This window comes from Miniphocaeibacter massiliensis, assembly GCF_900232905.1.
Classification (GTDB): domain Bacteria; phylum Bacillota; class Clostridia; order Tissierellales; family Peptoniphilaceae; genus Miniphocaeibacter; species Miniphocaeibacter massiliensis.
In genome coordinates, this window is record NZ_OCTQ01000008.1 from 26,719 (window position 1) to 44,083 (window position 17,365).

The 17,365-nt window shown below is 28.3% G+C and carries 16 protein-coding genes; 1 reads left to right on the plus strand and 15 read right to left on the minus strand.

Annotated features, from left to right (window positions below):
- Positions 1-16: 16 nt before the first annotated feature.
- From CS899_RS10475 to CS899_RS10515, 9 genes are all read right to left on the minus strand, one after another.
- Positions 17-271, minus strand: a complete 255-nt coding sequence (locus CS899_RS10475) for a hypothetical protein (RefSeq protein WP_100066151.1) — start codon at positions 269-271, stop codon at positions 17-19.
- Positions 272-278: 7 nt separating this feature from the next.
- Complete coding sequence (gene mscL / locus CS899_RS10480) at positions 279-695, minus strand: large conductance mechanosensitive channel protein MscL (protein WP_100066152.1); 417 nt, start codon at positions 693-695, stop codon at positions 279-281.
- Positions 696-711: 16 nt separating this feature from the next.
- A complete protein-coding gene (hydF, locus tag CS899_RS10485) occupies positions 712-1,887 on the minus strand; it encodes a [FeFe] hydrogenase H-cluster maturation GTPase HydF (RefSeq protein ID WP_100066153.1) in 1,176 nt (391 codons plus the stop codon).
- Between the two features lie 2 nt (positions 1,888-1,889).
- Positions 1,890-3,314: a [FeFe] hydrogenase H-cluster radical SAM maturase HydG gene (hydG, locus tag CS899_RS10490; protein ID WP_100066154.1), complete on the minus strand. Its 1,425-nt coding sequence runs from the start codon at positions 3,312-3,314 to the stop codon at positions 1,890-1,892.
- 10 nt (positions 3,315-3,324) lie between these two features.
- Positions 3,325-3,570: a TM1266 family iron-only hydrogenase system putative regulator gene (locus tag CS899_RS10495; protein ID WP_100066155.1), complete on the minus strand. Its 246-nt coding sequence runs from the start codon at positions 3,568-3,570 to the stop codon at positions 3,325-3,327.
- A gap of 151 nt (positions 3,571-3,721) precedes the next feature.
- The gene (locus tag CS899_RS10500) at positions 3,722-4,300 is read right to left on the minus strand and encodes a DUF6144 family protein (protein ID WP_100066156.1); all 579 of its coding nucleotides are present in this window, start codon (positions 4,298-4,300) and stop codon (positions 3,722-3,724) included.
- A gap of 59 nt (positions 4,301-4,359) precedes the next feature.
- Positions 4,360-5,910 (minus strand): catalase, encoded by a 1,551-nt coding sequence (locus CS899_RS10505; protein WP_100066157.1) that lies wholly within the window; start codon positions 5,908-5,910, stop codon positions 4,360-4,362.
- Between the two features lie 118 nt (positions 5,911-6,028).
- Positions 6,029-9,673: an FtsX-like permease family protein gene (locus CS899_RS10510; protein WP_100066158.1), complete on the minus strand. Its 3,645-nt coding sequence runs from the start codon at positions 9,671-9,673 to the stop codon at positions 6,029-6,031.
- A gap of 1 nt (position 9,674) precedes the next feature.
- A complete protein-coding gene (locus CS899_RS10515; RefSeq protein WP_100066159.1) occupies positions 9,675-10,376 on the minus strand; it encodes an ABC transporter ATP-binding protein in 702 nt (233 codons plus the stop codon).
- A 140-nt stretch (positions 10,377-10,516) separates the two neighbouring features.
- Here CS899_RS10515 and mnmH point away from each other — a divergent pair, with 140 nt between their 5' ends.
- A complete protein-coding gene (gene mnmH, locus CS899_RS10520; RefSeq protein ID WP_164995917.1) occupies positions 10,517-11,539 on the plus strand; it encodes a tRNA 2-selenouridine(34) synthase MnmH in 1,023 nt (340 codons plus the stop codon).
- Positions 11,540-11,574: 35 nt separating this feature from the next.
- Here mnmH and CS899_RS10525 read toward each other — a convergent pair whose 3' ends face one another.
- The 6 genes from CS899_RS10525 to CS899_RS10905 all read right to left on the minus strand — a co-directional run.
- Complete coding sequence (locus CS899_RS10525) at positions 11,575-11,868, minus strand: hypothetical protein (RefSeq protein WP_100066161.1); 294 nt, start codon at positions 11,866-11,868, stop codon at positions 11,575-11,577.
- Positions 11,869-12,830: 962 nt separating this feature from the next.
- Complete coding sequence (locus CS899_RS10530; protein WP_100066162.1) at positions 12,831-13,322, minus strand: hypothetical protein; 492 nt, start codon at positions 13,320-13,322, stop codon at positions 12,831-12,833.
- Entirely contained in the window at positions 13,265-13,762 is a 498-nt protein-coding gene (locus tag CS899_RS10535; RefSeq protein ID WP_100066163.1) for a hypothetical protein, read from the minus strand. The genes CS899_RS10530 and CS899_RS10535 overlap by 58 nt, the downstream gene beginning before the upstream one ends.
- A 322-nt stretch (positions 13,763-14,084) precedes the next feature.
- A complete protein-coding gene (locus CS899_RS10540) occupies positions 14,085-15,095 on the minus strand; it encodes a hypothetical protein (protein WP_100066164.1) in 1,011 nt (336 codons plus the stop codon).
- A complete protein-coding gene (locus CS899_RS10545) occupies positions 15,067-17,184 on the minus strand; it encodes a hypothetical protein (RefSeq protein ID WP_100066165.1) in 2,118 nt (705 codons plus the stop codon). The genes CS899_RS10540 and CS899_RS10545 overlap by 29 nt, the downstream gene beginning before the upstream one ends.
- Before the next feature lies 1 nt (position 17,185).
- Positions 17,186-17,365 (minus strand): hypothetical protein (locus CS899_RS10905; RefSeq protein ID WP_164995918.1); only part of this gene is annotated, 180 nt, incomplete at its 5' end.

Below are 17,365 nucleotides of genomic sequence, written 5' to 3' on the forward strand. Positions count from 1 at the left end.
GATACCTACTAGTTTTTTATTCCCCATAATGTTTACTATCTTTATTGTCTTTTTCATTTCCTCTTTTAAAATTACCTGTAGTTTTTGCCATTAATAACTGAGCTTCTACTCCTGATAAGTTATCGATTTTATCTATAAACTTTTTAGCTTCTTTTTTGTATAAAGTTTTTACTATTTTATTTTTCCAATAAATAAATACTTTTTCACCTTTGAATATCTTATATTCAAAAACCTCTTCTTGTAACTTACCTCTTTTATCTACATTTTTCATTTTTATGTTAATTGTTTTCTATTGGATTAGAATAACCCTCTAATTCTGATGTACAATTCGGACATCTTGTAGCTTTTATAGATATTTCTGATAAACAATATGGGCAACTCTTTGTTGTTACTTCTACCTCTTCTTCTTTTTTACCAAACATCTTATTTATAGCCTTAACCATTAAAAACATAAACAATGCTATTATTAAAAAATTTATAATTGCTTGTAATACTCCACCATACGCTACTTTTGCTTTGCCTATTTTAAAAGACAATTGACTAAATTCGACTCCTGATATTGCCGCAGATATTAAATTAGTTATTATTTCTACTATTTTCGTAACTATTTGTCCAAAAGCTCCACCCATTATAATACCTACTGCCATATCTATTACATTTCCACGCATGGCAAATTCTTTAAATTCTTTTAACATCTTTACCTCCTTATTTTTATGGAATTATTACTTTATCTAATATACCCTTTAATTTAGCAATTGTAACTCCATAATTAGTCATTGGTATATTTTGTCTTTTTGCTTCTTCTACTCTTGTTTGAACATGCTTTTTATTAAACATACATGCACCACAATGTATAATTAAATCATACCTAGATAAATCTTTTGGAAAATCATCTCCTCTAACAAAATCTATGTTTATATTTTCTCCATATTTTTTCCTTAACATTTCAGGTATTCTTACAGTTCCTATATCTTCACTTATTGGAGGGTGTGTACAAGCTTCTGCTATTAAAATTTTACTACTTTTGTTTAACTGTGGTATTCTTTCAGCTGATTCTATAAAATACTCTATATCCCCTTTTAAAGCAGCAAATAACACCGAAAATGAGGTGAGTTCTGAATTTTTTGGTTTCATTTTATATACATCTTCAAATACTTTTGAATCTGTAATTATTAAATCTGGTTCTTTATTTAAAAGATTTAATGTTGTCTGCACCTCTTCAATAGAAATCGAAATAGTAACTGCATGTTTGTCTATCAACTCTCTTATTGTTTGTACTTGAGGTAATATTAACCTTCCTTTAGGAGCTTCTTTGTCTTGTGGCATAACTAATAAAACCAATGTATCTTTTTTTACTAAATCTCCAGTTATGAATTCTTCTTTTTCCTCTAAATTTTCTGATATTTTATTTAAAATTAATTCTTTGTTTTCTTTTTCTGAAAAAATTATTACTTCTTCCTTTAGTTCTTTTGAAATTTCTTCAATTTTTTCTTTATCATAATTGTAAATATCATTTTTATTCACAATGGGAATATATTTAACTTTATTTTTATTTAATAATTCCACCCATTCTCTATCATATCCTGTCAAAGATTCTTCTATTATTAATAATGCTATATCTAATTTTTTTAAAGATTTTTCTGTTTTTTCTATTCTTAACTTACCAATATTCCCAATGTCATCATATCCTGCAGTATCTAGAAAAACTACAGATCCTATATCATGTAATTCCATATTCTTTTGTACAACATCTGTTGTAGTCCCTGCATAATCACTTACTATAGAAGTTTCTTGCCCTGTTAAAATATTTAAAATGGTAGATTTCCCAACATTTCGTCTTCCTACTAATCCTATATATTTTCTATTAGATCTTGATGTTGTCTCCATAATTAAAACCTAAAATCTCTCTCTCCATTTTCTATATTACTTAAATATTCTTCAGCTATTTTTCTAACTTTTTTATTCTTTATATTTGGAACTTCTCTTTCTATAATTTTCAATCCTTTTTCTACAGTATCTTCTGATGCATAGTCTTCTAAATATTCTTTTAACGTCATTACAGCATTAGGCTGGCAAATATTTGCTATTTCTCCAGACTTAACAAGTCTCATAAACCTGTCTCCAGTTCTTCCTTCTCTATAGCACGCTGTGCAAAATGATGGTATATGACCATTTTCTAGCAACCAATTTACAACTTCATCCAAGGTTCTATTATCACTTGTTTCAAATTGTGCTGAATTTTCATCTTCTTTTTCTTCTTCGGCATATCCACCTACTGATGTTCTTGAACCTCCACTAATTTGAGATACGCCTAATTGTAAAACTTTTGAACGGGTTTCTTCATTCTCCCTTGTAGAGACTATAATACCCGTGTAAGGAACTGCTATTCTTATTAACGCCACTATTTTCATGAAAATTTCATCACTTATTGCATTTGTAAATTCTTCAGGATTTACATCATCTGCAGGTCTAATTCTTGGAACAGACATCGTATGTGGTCCAACTCCAAACTTAGCCTCCAAATGTTCCCCATGCATCAATAAACCTATAAAATCATACTCATAATTATTTAATCCAAATAAAACTCCACATCCTACATCGTCAATTCCAGCTTCCATTGCTCTATCCATAGCCTCTGTATGATATGCATAATTATGTTTTGGTCCTGTTGGATGCAATTCTTCATAGTTATTTTTATTATAAGTCTCTTGAAATAAAATATATGTACCTATACCTGCATCTCTTAGTTTTTTATAATTTTCTACTGTAGTTGCAGCAATATTTACATTTACTCTTCTTGTATCTCCATTTTTATGATGCACACTATAAATTGTTTTTATAGATTCTATTACATATTCAATAGGACAATTAACAGGATCTTCTCCAGTCTCTAGAGCAAGTCTTTTGTGTCCCATCTCTTGTAATGCTATTACTTCTTCTTTAATTTCTTCTTGTGTAAGTTTCTTTCTTCTAATAGTTTTATTTTTATAGTGATATGGACAGTAAATACATCCATTTACACAGTAATTTGATAAATACAAAGGTGCAAACAACACTATTCTATTTCCATAAAACCTTTGTTTTAACTCTTTTGCAAGTATTAATATCTCATTGTTTAAATCTTCTAACTCACAAGATAGTAGAAGAAATGCTTCTTTATAAGTTAAGCCTCTAGCTTCTTTAGCTTTCTCTAGTACCTGCTCAATCATCTCTCTATTTTTGCTGTTTTTTCTGCCAAATTCTATAGTCTTTAAAATCTCTTCATCATTAATAAATTCTTCTGCAATAGAAGAACTTGGATTGTACTCACTCATAATCTTCCCCTTAAATTTTCGAATAAATTGCCTTACAGCTTACTTCTTGTATCATCCCTAATTTTCCTGTTAGTGCACTAATTTCATTTTGTGGTGCATCTACTATTACTGAAATGACATTTACATTTTCTTTTACTTTAGGAATCCCCATTCTTCCTAGTATGTAACTTGAATAATCATGTAGAATTTCATTTACAAATTTACTTGAACTACTATCTTCTATAATAATTCCTATTATGGCAACTCTGGTTTCCATACACCCTCCTGTTTTGCACAAAAAAAGACACAGCTACCCTGTGTCTAAAGTAATAATTTTCACAGGTTTAGCATCAGAACTAATCTTTAACTTTACCTTGTACAATACTATAATAACACTTATTTTGTAATCAAAAAAGAGAAAACAAATATCAATTAACTTTAATTTCAATTAAACAATAATCAAACCCTTGTCTCATACTTTGTAAAATTTCGACTTCTACAGATTTATCAAAAACTATTTCAAATAATTTTTTATTATATCCAGCTGTGCAATGACACCAAGTTAATGACTCAGATATTTTTGATTCTTCCAACATTGGACACTCACAACTAAACATTTTTGTATATAAAAAATTACCCTTTATATACCAACCAGCACCATTTTCATTTAAAATTTCAACAAATTTATATAAATCTTTATTAACTGATAAATATATTTTCTTTAGATATATAGCCGTATCTTTTAATTTACCATTTTCATTACAATAGCATCCTTTTCTTATTAATTTCACTATATTATTATCAAATCTATTTTCAAGTAAAACAGATAACTTTTCCACCCATTCTGCACGTTGAGTAGGTGTTGAATTTATGTCTAATGGTAGCTCTAAGATTATTTCTTCAACTACTTCTTTTGATGCAACTTTTTCTAAGCTATTTTTAAGACGCCCTATTTCGTCTAATTCTAATGTTGGTGAAATATAATCCGGCATAGAAAATTCCCCCATAATTTCCTCCTAATTTTATATTCTAAAAAAGGAGACCTAGGCCTCCTTTAAATTATTTATTAATATGATGTATCTGTTCTTTTACGCTTTTTATATTCTTCTTCATTAAACTTAGAAAAATCTACTTCTATTCCTAATTCTTCTGCCATCATTTTCCCATACTTTTCATCTGCATAGTAACAATGTTCTATATGACGTAATCTTATTTTTTCTTCTGCATCTCCCATAGCTCTTCTAGTATTTTCCACAAGAACTTTTTGTTGTTCTGGAGTCATTAAATTAAATAATTTACCTGGTTGAGTGAAATAATCATCGTCATCATCTCTAAAGTTCCATCTTCCTACTGCACCATTTGCTGGTTGTTTCGGTTCTTCATGTTCTGTGTACTCTACAAAGTTTCCATAACTATTTGGAGCATAATGCACTTCTGATCCACCATTACCATCAACTCTCATTTGTCCATCTCTATGATATGAATTTGTATTTTGTGCATGTTTTGGTGAATTTACTGGAATTTGATGATGATTTACTCCTAAACGATATCTATGAGCATCTCCGTAAACAAATAGCCTTCCTTGTAACATTTTATCTGGTGAATAAGAAATTCCAGGAACTACATTTGCTGGAGTAAATGCCGCTTGCTCAACATCTGCATAATAATTTTCAGGATTTCTATTTAACTCATATTCGCCCACTTCTATAAGTGGGTATTCACCATGATACCAAACTTTTGTTAAATCAAATGGATTATACGGCATATTTGCTGCTTGTTCTTCAGTCATTACTTGAATATACATTTTCCACTTAGGATAATCGCCCTTTTCTATAGCTTCATATAAATCTCTTCCATGACTTTCTCTATCCATTCCAACAAGTTTTCCTGCCTCTTCATCTGTTATATTTTTTATTCCTTGTTGTGTTATCATATGGAATTTAACATAAACTTTTTCATTTTCATCATTTATCATAGAGTAAGCATGTGAACTAAACCCGTGCATATGTCTATATGATGCAGGAATTCCCCTGTCACTCATAGTAATAGTTACTTGATGTAATGCTTCTGGTAATGATGTCCAAAAGTCCCAGTTGTTGTTTGCACTTCTTAAGTTAGTCCTAGGATCTCTTTTTACTGCTCTGTTTAATCCAATAAAATGATGTGGATCTCTTAAAAAGAATACTGGAGTATTATTTCCTACCAAATCCCAGTTTCCGTCTTCTGTATAGAATTTAATTGCATATCCTCTAATATCCCTTTCAGCATCTGCTGCTCCTCTTTCACCTGCAACTGTTGAGAATCTAATAAATATTTCAGTTTCTTTTCCTACTTCTGAAAATATTTTAGCTTTTGTATATTTAGTAATATCATTAGTAACTTTAAATGTACCAAATGCTCCAGAACCTTTAGCGTGCATTCTTCTTTCAGGTATCACTTCTCTATCAAAATGAGCCATTTTCTCCATATACCAAACATCTTCCATTCCCATTTGACCTCTTGGCCCAACAGTTACTGCAGTTTGATTGTTTGAAACTGGAATCCCCGATTCATTAGTCAATCTAGGATCTTTACCTATGATATCGTTTTTACTTGTAATTTTCTTATCCTTATCCATCCTTGCCTCCTAGTTGTTTAAATTTTTAATTATTAACAAAATAGTTAATAACTACTTTTCTTTTAATATTATACCCTTTCGCACTTTTTGTAATCATTACAAAAAGCGCGAAAGATATCTATTCTACTGCTTTTAATGCTTCTACCATATTTATATGTTTTAATTTTCTATGAACTACTAACATTACCATAACTGCAAAAAGTATAGTTATAATTGCAGACAATATATAATTCATTAAAAATATATGAGGATCTAGCATAACTATATCTGGTACTAAATTGTTAATAATGATGTAATGCATTATAAATCCTAGCACATATCCTAAAAATATTCCTAAAATAGTTAATATAAAGGTCTCTCTATATACATAAGCTGTTACTTCCTTATCGTAAAACCCTAAAACTTTAATGGTTGATAGTTCCCGAAGTCTTTCTGATACATTTATATTGGTTAAATTATACAATACTACAAATGCAAGTGTACATGAACAAATAATTATTACAAATACTAATATATCCAACGTTCCAAGTAATGTGTCTATCATTTCTTTTACTTGACTATTATTATATATACTCAAAACTGAATCATTATTGTTTACTTCTTCTATTATTTGACTTTTTTCTTTATCACTCTCTGGAGTTAACTTCAAAATATCTCCATTAGGTTCATAATCTTTATCAAAAATTTCATTGTAATATTTAGAAGTCATATATACATAATGCCCGCTATAATTTTCTGCTATATCTCCTATTTTTACGCTGTGCTCTATACTATCAGAGTCCTTTATTTTTATTGTATCTCCTACTTTAGCTTTTAATACTTTTGCAGCCTTTTCAGTTATTACAACTCCATCATCTTTTAATTTTATATTTTCAAGATTCTTTCTATCCCTTAGTATAACAAATTCACTTAATTCTTCTTTTTCTTCTGGAGATATTAACGTTATTGCCTGATCTGGAGCTCCTTTTACATCTATTGTAAAACTATCAATTACTACAGGAGTTGACTTTTCTACCTTATTTTTATCAGTTATTAAATTATTATACTCTTTAAACCCCTCTGGACTAAAATCCTCATCATATATAGAAATCATGTCGTAATTAAGAAGTTCATGGTATTGTTTTTGTTCAAGACTAGTAATTGAATCTTTTATTCCAAATCCCATAAATATTAACCCTGTACAACCAGATATTCCTATTATTGTCATAAACATTCTGCGTTTATATCTAAATAAATTTCTCATTGTAACTTTTTCCATGAAATTAAGTCTTTTCCATATAAATTTTAATCTTTCGAAAAAAATTCTAGTTCCATGTTTTGGAGGTTTGCCTCTCATTAAATTAGAAGCATTTTCTCTTAGACTACTTTTTGATGCCATTGCTCCAGCTACTGCAGTACATAAAACTCCAATTATCAACGACATAGCTGAATAAAATACATTAAAAGGTATAAATGAAGAATAAAACACATAATTTGAAGCATAGGCGAAGAATATTAATGGTGAAATTACTGTATGTCCGATAATTATACCTAGTATGCTCCCTAAAACTGACGCTATACCTCCATAAATAAAGTATTTTTTTATAATTTGAGAATTTGAATATCCTAGAGCTTTTAAAGTACCTATCTCTAACCTATCTTCATCTACCATTCTAGTCATAGTAGTTAATGATACAAGAAGTGCTATAAAAAAGAAAAATACTGGAAATACATTACTTATTATTCCAAGTCTTCTAGCCTCGTCGTAAAAAGTGTAAATCTCCGAACTATTTTCTCTAGATTCTACAGTATATCTTGGTGCCATTAAGATATTTAGCATTCTTTTAGCATCATCTAAATCTTCTTCACCATCTGCTATTTCTTTTTCTGCTTTTTCTTTTTCATCTAAAAATTCTTTTTCATTATCTTCTAATATTTTTTTATTCTCATCTAGTTCAGAAAGTGCCAATATTAATTTGTTTTGTCCACTTTTGTACTCTTCTTCTATAGTTTTATTACCACTGTTTACTTTTTCTTGTGCTTTTTTTAAAGCTTCTTTTCCTTCTGCTAGTTGCTTTCTACCATTAGATATAGTTGAAACCGCTGAATCATATTTAGTTTTGCCCTCTTTCCATTCTGCTTCTTTCTCGTCTAAAGTTTTTTTGCTTTCAAGTAGTGTATCTAAGTTTTTTTCATATACCGCTTTTTCAGACTCTGCTTTTTTAATACCTTCTTCTAGCTTAATCTTATTTTCCTTTAATATTTGTTCACTATTTAGTAAATTTTCTAACTGAAAAATTTTGTTTTTTATATCTGAAATAGTTTTATTTAGTTCACTTATCTCAAAATTTAATTTAGATATTTCATTTTCTATATTAACTTTATCGTCTTGTAGCTCTTTTAGCTTATTCTGTAGATTTATATTCGTTGGATCATCTTCTAGTTGTTTCTTAATATCTACAATTTGACTTTCTACTTGATTTAATTTATTTTGTTTGTCATTTAGTTCTGAGTTTTTTTGCTGTAACTGGCTTTCAGCCTCTGATTTTTGATTTTCTAATTGAGTTATTTGTCCTGATATTGAAGGTAGCATCTCTAACGTGTCTTTTATTTCTTTGAGTTGCACATTCATTTTTTCTATTTCTTCATTATATTTGTTTATAGCACCTTCTAAAAGTTCTTTATTAGTATTATATTCACTCCAAGCATTATCTAATTCTTTTCTTCCTGAATCTATTTTTATTTTCGATTCTTTTATTTCTTTTTCTGCTTCTTCTAACTCATTCTGTTTATTAGATATTGATTTTTTATTAATATCTATTTCTTTTTGAGCTTTTATTAATTCATCTCTGGCCTTTGATATTTCAGAATTTAATTTTTCTTTTCCTTCTTCATATTCTAAATATCCATCTTCAAGTTTTTGTTTTGCATCAGTTATTTCTATTTCAGCATCTTCAAGCTTTTGTTTTGCATCAGCTATTTCTTTTTCACCGTCTGCTATTTCTTTAGATACCTCTTTTTTCTTTTCTTCAAAAACCTCATCTTTTCTTTTATATAAAATATCTTCTATTTCTTTCTTATGTTTTTCAGCTAATTCCTTATATTTGTCTTCACTAAATTTAAAACTTTTTAAATCTTCAAAAGTTATTTTCACAGTAGAATAATTCTCTAAATTAAATATAGACTTTTCTACAAAACCAACACCTGTTAAAAGTCCATCTCCTATATTACTACTACCTAAATTTATAGAATCAACATAGTCTGGACTAGTTATAAACCCAACAATTTTAAAATCATAATTGTTAATTGAATATTCTTCCTCTTTTTCAATATCTATATTTTCTTTTAAAAATGATATTTTATCACCTATTGAATACTCTTTTTGTAATTTCTCATCTAATACTATTTCTTCTGAGCTCTTAGGTAATCTACCATCGATTACATTAAGTTCATTAACCGTTTTAGTTATTGAATTTAAGCGTATTAAATTATCTTTATTTTTTGTTTCTACATCAAACTCATATCCCAAATCTATGTTTCTTATTCCTGATGCAGTTTTTATTAAGTCTATATCTTCATCTTCCAGTCCATATGTAGAGGTTACTACAATATCAGCTCCATTAGTTTTTTGAAAAAATAAATCTGCACTTTCATACATAGCTGGACCTGTTATTTTTAATCCAATAAAAACCAATACACCTATTGTTATCATAAGTAAAATAGATAAAAATCTACCTTTGCTATTTTTTATTTCTCTTAAAGTATCCTTATTTAAAGACTTCATGCTACCACTCTATTTCATCAATTGACACAGGATTAGGATTTAAAGTTATACCCCTTACCTTTGCATCATTTATTTCTATTACCCTATCTGCAATAGGAGCTATAGCTTTGTTATGTGTAATTAAAATTACAGTTGTCCCTGTTTCTATACAAGTTTGCTGTAATAATTTTAAAACGGACTTACCTGTATTATAGTCTAGTGCTCCCGTTGGCTCATCACATAATAAAAGCTTAGGATTTTTAGCTAACGCTCTTGCTATAGCAACTCTTTGCTGCTCTCCTCCTGACAACTGTGCTGGAAAATTATCTAACCTTTCTTCAAGTCCAACCTCGACTAAAACCTCTTTAGCATCTCTTGCATGCTCAACAATCTGTGAAGCTAACTCAACATTCTCTAAAGTAGTCAAATTTGGAATTAAATTATAAAATTGAAAAACAAAACCTATATCATACCTTCTATATGTAGTTAATTCCTTTTCATTGTATTTTGAAATATTTTTTCCATCTACAATAACTTTTCCTTTATCGTTTTTGTCCATACCTCCTAGAATATTTAAAACCGTTGATTTACCAGCGCCACTAGGACCTACTATAATTGCTAGCTCCCCTTTTTCTATAGAAAAATTAATTCCTTTATTAGCATAAATAGTAGAATCTCCCATTTTATATGTTTTATAACTATCTATAACTTCCACAAAGCTCATACTATCACTTCCAATTATCTATTATGTGTAACTCCTTATAATTATAATATACACTATTAATCAACTAATTTTAAATTAAAATATTTAACTATATTTTCTTTAATGATATAATGATTAATTATATTGTAAAGAGGACTTTTATGCCAAACACGTTAGACTATTATAATACTAAAAATTTAAAAAATAAAATTATGATCGATGTTAGATCTCCTTATGAATTTAAGGAATCTACCATCCCAGGTTCTATAAATATACCTGTTTTACTTGATGAAGAAAGAAAAAAAGTTGGAACATTATATGTAAACAAAAAAATAGACGAAGCAAAACAATTTGCTGTAAATTCTATTTCCAAAAGACTTCCAGAAATATTTAGTAAATTCTTAGACATTTCTAAAAATTATGAAAATATAATCATATTTTGTGCTAGAGGTGGCTATAGAAGTAAGTCGTTATCTATCTTTTTAAATTCATTAGACATATCAAATTTTAGAATAGAAGGTGGATATAAAAGCTATAGAAATTACGTATTAAACAATATGGATAATGTTATTTCTACCATTACTCCTATAGTATTGTACGGAAATACAGGTTGCGGAAAAACTAAAATACTTTCAGAATTAAAAAACAAAAACTTACCTGTAATAGACTTAGAAGGACTTGCTGTACACAGAGGTTCTATTCTAGGTGCTGTTGGACTAAATGAACAACCTACTCAAAAAATGTTTGAAAACCTACTTTTTGAGGAACTTTCATTATTTAAAAATGGATATGTTTTTTTAGAAGGAGAATCTAAACGAATAGGAAAAATCATATTACCTGAACTACTCTATCAAAAAATGGCTAGTTCAATAAATATAAAAATAGATGCTCCTATTGAATATAGAATCGAAAACTTAGTTGAAGAATATGCTTCTCCTAAAAACAAAGAATCTATTGCTGAAGCTATTAAAAGAATGAATAAATTCATATCAAACGAAACTGTTAAAAAACTACTAGATGCACTAAATAACAATGACTTTGCATATATCGCAAAAGAATTGTGTATAAATTACTATGACAAAAGATATAAAAACAGAATTGAAAATTACGATTATGAATTTACAAATTATGATTTAGAAAAAGTTACAAATGAAATAATAGCGAAAACAAAAAAGTACTTTTAAAAGTACTTTTTTGTTTTTTTGACTACTTTAATTCATTACTCACTTTCTTCTGTAAACATTCCTACCACTTCTTCTACTGTTAATTCGTTTGCAAATATTATTTTCACCATTTTCCAATCACCATCTCTATACTGTTTTAGCTCTGGAAAGCGACTGTACAGTTCTTTGTTTTCTTTTGGTAGTGCTGGTGTTGAAAGGTCTATTGTTAAAATATCTGTATTTGATATATGACTAAATATTACTGGTTTACTTTTCTTCCAATTTCCATTGTCAAAAATATCAAAGTCCATATCCCATGTATAACTATTTCTCTCATAAAATTCATTCATTATTTCTTTATCTTTTAACTTCCACCAATATGCATTCTTACCTTCAGGAATTTCTGTGGTTTTCTCATTTGTTATAGCATTATAATATATCTTAAAACTATCCCAACTACCACTTATATCATATAAATCCTTTGGCTTTTCTACTATTTTTTTCTATATAGTATTCTCCATTTCCTCCCTTTACTACATCGGCACTCCATTTTACAGATTGGTACTCAGGGTATTCTTTCATCCAATCTAAATAGTCTATAGTTTTTACAAGTTCTTTTGTTTTTATATCGTAAAGCTCTACTTTACTTTCATAAATTTTAGTTATATTGTCTACTGTTTCTTTTGAATATTCATAATCGTATTTCGCCTTCTCTATTGTAATGTATTTTTCAGGAACAACTTGTATTCTACTTAATACAGCTGGGCTAATATTGTCCGGTTCTATAATTAAGAAGGTATCTTCTTTGTATTTTCCTACTCCACTTCCTAAAGTATGAACACTATCTATACTTGCATCGTATTCATAAGAAAATTCTCTTATTTCCGAATTTTCTTTTTTTGTTTTATAGTAATTGTATGTTACTAAACCTATTACTGTTATAATTTAAAAAAATACTACTCCTACAATCACTTTTCTATTTTAAACATATTCTCTCCTACTATTTTTTATCTCTATCTTGTATTTATTCCAATTCTTCTATCTTGCGATGCTTTCTCACTGCTTCATCTATTTTAATTCTGTCATTATCAAACTAACTTTTCATTCTATCACCTAAATTATCAACTTTTTCATTATATGTGTGTATAGAGTCATCATATATTTTATTTCCTTCTTTAGTATTAAGATTATCAAGTCCATCTCGTATGTTCTCTATATGGTTTTTGCAGTGCTTTATTTTATGATTTTAATTAGTTTATGTATGTAATAAGCTATTAATATATTTCTATACTAATAGCTTATTTATTTCTATTTAACTTTCATCTGTAAACATATCCACCACTTCTTGTGCCGTTAATTCGTTTGCAAATACTATTTTTACCATTCTCCAATCACCATCTCTATACTGTTTTAACTCTGGAAATCGAGTATAGAGTTCTTTATTTTCTTTTGGTAGTGCTGTCGTTGAAAGGTCTATTGTTAAAATATCTGTATTTGATATATGCCTAAATATTGCTGGTTTACTTTTCTTCCAATTTTCATCTTTAAAAATATCAAAGTCCATATCCCTTGTATAACTATTTCTCTCATAAAATTCATCCATTATTTCCCTATTTTTTGCAATCCACATATATGCATTCTCATCTTCATGAATTTCTGTAGTTTTCTCATCTGTTATAGCATTATAATATATCTTAAAACTATCCCACCTACCACTTCTATCATATAAATCCTTTGGCTTTTCTACTATTTTTTTTCTATATAGTATTCTCCATTTCCTCCCTTTACTACATCGGCATTCCATTTTACAGATTGGTACCCAGGGTATTCTTTCATCCAATCTAAATAGTCTATAGTTTTTACAAGTTCTTTTGTTTTTATATCATAAAGCTCTACTTTGCTTTCATATATTTTAGTTAAATTATCTACTGTTTCTTCTGTTTTTTCATAATCGTATTTCTCCTTCTCTATTGCAATGTATTTTCCAGGAACAACTTGTATTCTACGTAATACAGCTGGGTCAACATTGTCTGGTTCTATAATTAAAAAGGTATCTTCTTTGTATTTTCCTACTCCACTTCCTGAAGTATGAACACTGTCTATACTTGCACTATTTTCACTAGAAAATTCCATTACTTCCGAATTTTCTTTTTTTATTTTATAGTAATTATATGTTATTAAACCTAGTACTACTATAATTAAGAAAAATACTATTTTTACAATCACTTTTCTATTTTTTAGCATATTCTCTCCTACTATTTTTTATCTCTATCTTGTATTTATTTCAATTCTTCTATCTTACGATGCTTTCTCAATGCTTCATCTATTTTATTTCTATCCTCTTGAAACCAATTTTTCATTGTAGTACCTAAGTTATCACCAACTTCTCTATTGTATGTCGGTATAGAGGCATCATATATTTCGTTTCCTTCTTTAGTATTAAGATTACCACGTCCATCTCCTATGTTCTCTATATGGTTTTTGCAGTGCTTTATTTTATGATTTTAATTAGTTTATGTATGTAATAAGCTATTAATATATTTCTATACTAATAGCTTATTTATTTCTATTTACTTTCGTCGGTGAACATTGCTACTACTTCTTCTGCTGTTGGTTTACTCTCAAATTTTATTTCTACCATTCTCCACTCTTGATCTCGGTATTTCTTAAGATCTGGAAATCGAGTATATAGTTCCTTATTTTCTTTTGGCAAAACCGGTGTTGAAAAATTAATTTTTAAACTTGATCCTGCTCTATATCTAAATACTTTAGGTTTTTCTTTTTTCCAGTTATCATTATCAAAAAGTTCATAATCAAATTCTTGTAATTTGTTTTCTTTGTAAAACTTATCCCATAGTTCTTTTTTATCATATAATATTTTTCCCCTGTAAATATCTCTTTCTTCTAATCTTTCTTTTCCAATTATAAAATCATCATAATTTTCTTTACCATATTTTTTTATTTCTTCACCTGTAGATAAATTATAGTAAATCTCAAAGTTCTCTAACACAGTATCTTTTTTTCCATAAGGTATTTCAGGTTTTTCTTCAAAGCTTATTTTTATATAATGATTTCCATCTTTTCCCTCAAATATATCATAATATGCTCCACCTAATTGATATTTTGGATATTTTTCTAACCAAGGCATAATGTCTATGGTTTTTAATAGCTCTTTTGTTTCTATATCATATACCAAAATTTCTGCCACTTTATACTCTTTTTTCGAAATCCCTATCATTGCCCTAGTATGTTCATATTCAAATTTATTCTTTTGAAGGATTAAATATTTCTTTGGTACAACACTTATATCTCCAAAAAAGGAAGCCTCTAATTTTCCAGAGTTTAATACTAAAAAACTATCTTCTTCATATTCGCCTTTACCTTCTTTTATTTCTATAATGTCATCTATAGTTATAGTTGTTGATACTGAATGTTTCTGTACTCTATTCTCTTGCCAATAGTCAAATCCCTTATATACTAAAATTCCTAATATTAAAACAATTAAAATACATACAGAAATAAATTTTTTCTTATTTTCTTTTATTATATTAGTCAAATTTATTTGTAGCTTTTTCATTAATAAATTCTCTCCATTCCTGTTGTAAATTACTTTGTCTACCTGTATGTTTATTGTATGCATCAACCATTTCTTTAAATTCTTTAATTCCTTTTTTACTATCTAATTTAAAATCTCCTTTTATAAGTCTATCTACTTTATCTTTCTCTTCTTCTAATATTTTTTTGTCTCTACCTGTTTCTTCATCGATATCTTCTTGTATTTTAGTTAATATTTGATATTGTTCATTTTTTGAATCATATTCTAATTTTTTCCAAGATGTCATCCCCTTTTCAGAGTCTTTCCATTCTTTTAAAAAATGGCGCATTTCTGGTTCATTAATGCCAACAGATACTAAATCATCTAAAGTTTCATCTATTGTTGTAATAGTTCTTCCAGTGCCAAACCAAGAATATTTTTCTTCAAAATATTTTTTAGATAATTGAGAATCAACTTTTTTGTGTTTTTGCCAATAATCAAATAAATTAGAGATTGTATTATTCCCAAATTTCGCACTATGTTTACCTAATTCACTTTCAATACCTAGCATACCATCAATACTTCCAACTTTGCCCTTTATTATACTACTACCTAATTTTATAGCTGATCCTAAAGCCGGTGTTCCATAAAAAGCAACTAAGGTTAATGCGATTCCTTCCGCAGTATTTAATACAAAATTTTGTAACATATTTTCTTTTTGATTCTCTAAAGCCTTCAGTTCTTTAGCTGTATAGTAATTATCAACATCATTAGATTGTTCTAGAAATTTATAATCAATCTTTCTCTTAACTCTTTCTCCAAATTTATCATAATAACTAATATTTGCTGAATATCCTCCTAATTCTTCATCATACTTTAAGCTTGTTATTTTAGGAAAGCGAAGTTTTTCATTAGGATTCTCATATTTTCCTAACTTAGATAATGCTATTTTCTCACCTAATAAAAAATCAGTTAACGCAGATCTTCTTAGGTATTCATTATACATCTTTTTAAATTCTGGATTTTTATATGGATCACCAGATTTTACTAGCCTATCATACTCTTCTTCTAACTTTGCTCTATCAATGTCATCATAATAACTTGTACCTACTATTAATCTATTTAGATAAATATCTCCATAAGTTTCTCCTACTTCTCCTCTATCATAATTTATCGGCATAATAAATCGTTCTGATGCATTAATTATAGCATTATTAAAGTTCTCTAAATGCTCACTATGTTTGTCACTATCCCCTAATAATCTAAAATATTTCCCCATTATTAAAGTAATTGCATCTGTTACATTTGCTGGATTTATTTTTACCATTTTTTCATAGTTTTCTTTTTCACCAGTTGTCATTAATAGATAGAATTCTTTATCTTCATCTGTTTTTAATGTTTCCCATTCTAACCACATTTCCTGTGCTGAAATACCTACACTTCTCATATGATTAATTCTTTGGTCGTCAAATCCATTTTCTTTTAACTTTAATATAGCTTTTTCTTCTGCTACTGCTGACTTCCATTCAGTTTGACTCATTGGTAAACTAAAACCTGAACCTCTACTCTTATTTAATACTGCTATTCCCGCTTTTACAGTATTGTATAGCCCTTCTGAATTTTGGTATAGTGATTCTGTTGCTGCTTCTATTCTTCTAATTTCTCGCAAGTCAGCCTCATATTTTGCAATCTCCACACTATTTTCAGTAATAGCATTACTTAAAATATTTATTCCAATATTATTATACGATGCTGATGCTGGGTTTGTTTTACTTTGGTTTGATAATGTTTTCTGTTGAGATTTATATATATTGTTCAAAGATTCTAAATTTTCTATTTTACTTCTAATTTCGTCTTCGTCTAAATCTTTACTTCCCACCGCTCCTATTAATGTATTACTGTCTGCTATAACTGAATCGTTAGCAGCTACTAAATCATTTATTACATTTTGATGCCCTATTTCTATTTGGCTTTTTAATGAATCCCATGCATCACTTTTCAACCCTTCTGTGTTTTGTATATCTAAAATACTTGCTTTCATATCATTTAATGAATTATTTTGTTCTTGCAATGTATTAATAAGACTTGTTGATTGTCTTTTTATTGCTCCTGGTTTTATTATCGTCCCCATATTATACCTCCTCTTCTACTTCTTGTTCTAGCTTTTGTATTTCTCTTCTACAACTCTCTTCTCTATCGTTTAAAGTATTAAACTGACTTTTTATTTGCTTTTCAAATTCTTCTTTAAATTCTTGTCTTTGTTCTTGTATTTTTATTAACATTTCTTGTTGCTGGTAGAAGTTTTTTTGTAA

What these genes read in the sequence shown, in the direction of transcription:
- CS899_RS10475 (WP_100066151.1), bottom strand. Translation starts at nt 271, where the DNA reads ATGAAAAATGTAGATAAAAGAGGTAAGTTACAAGAAGAGGTTTTTGAA.
- CS899_RS10540 (WP_100066164.1), bottom strand. Translation starts at nt 15,095, where the DNA reads ATGAAAAAGCTACAAATAAATTTGACTAATATAATAAAAGAAAATAAG.
- CS899_RS10495 (WP_100066155.1), bottom strand. Translation starts at nt 3,570, where the DNA reads ATGGAAACCAGAGTTGCCATAATAGGAATTATTATAGAAGATAGTAGT.
- CS899_RS10510 (WP_100066158.1), bottom strand. Translation starts at nt 9,673, where the DNA reads ATGAAGTCTTTAAATAAGGATACTTTAAGAGAAATAAAAAATAGCAAA.
- CS899_RS10525 (WP_100066161.1), bottom strand. Translation starts at nt 11,868, where the DNA reads ATGAATGAATTTTATGAGAGAAATAGTTATACATGGGATATGGACTTT.
- CS899_RS10500 (WP_100066156.1), bottom strand. Translation starts at nt 4,300, where the DNA reads ATGGGGGAATTTTCTATGCCGGATTATATTTCACCAACATTAGAATTA.
- CS899_RS10505 (WP_100066157.1), bottom strand. Translation starts at nt 5,910, where the DNA reads ATGGATAAGGATAAGAAAATTACAAGTAAAAACGATATCATAGGTAAA.
- hydG (WP_100066154.1), bottom strand. Translation starts at nt 3,314, where the DNA reads ATGAGTGAGTACAATCCAAGTTCTTCTATTGCAGAAGAATTTATTAAT.
- mscL (WP_100066152.1), bottom strand. Translation starts at nt 695, where the DNA reads ATGTTAAAAGAATTTAAAGAATTTGCCATGCGTGGAAATGTAATAGAT.
- CS899_RS10530 (WP_100066162.1), bottom strand. Translation starts at nt 13,322, where the DNA reads ATGGAATGCCGATGTAGTAAAGGGAGGAAATGGAGAATACTATATAGA.
- hydF (WP_100066153.1), bottom strand. Translation starts at nt 1,887, where the DNA reads ATGGAGACAACATCAAGATCTAATAGAAAATATATAGGATTAGTAGGA.
- CS899_RS10535 (WP_100066163.1), bottom strand. Translation starts at nt 13,762, where the DNA reads ATGCTAAAAAATAGAAAAGTGATTGTAAAAATAGTATTTTTCTTAATT.
- CS899_RS10545 (WP_100066165.1), bottom strand. Translation starts at nt 17,184, where the DNA reads ATGGGGACGATAATAAAACCAGGAGCAATAAAAAGACAATCAACAAGT.
- mnmH (WP_164995917.1), top strand. Translation starts at nt 10,517, where the DNA reads ATGCCAAACACGTTAGACTATTATAATACTAAAAATTTAAAAAATAAA.
- CS899_RS10515 (WP_100066159.1), bottom strand. Translation starts at nt 10,376, where the DNA reads ATGAGCTTTGTGGAAGTTATAGATAGTTATAAAACATATAAAATGGGA.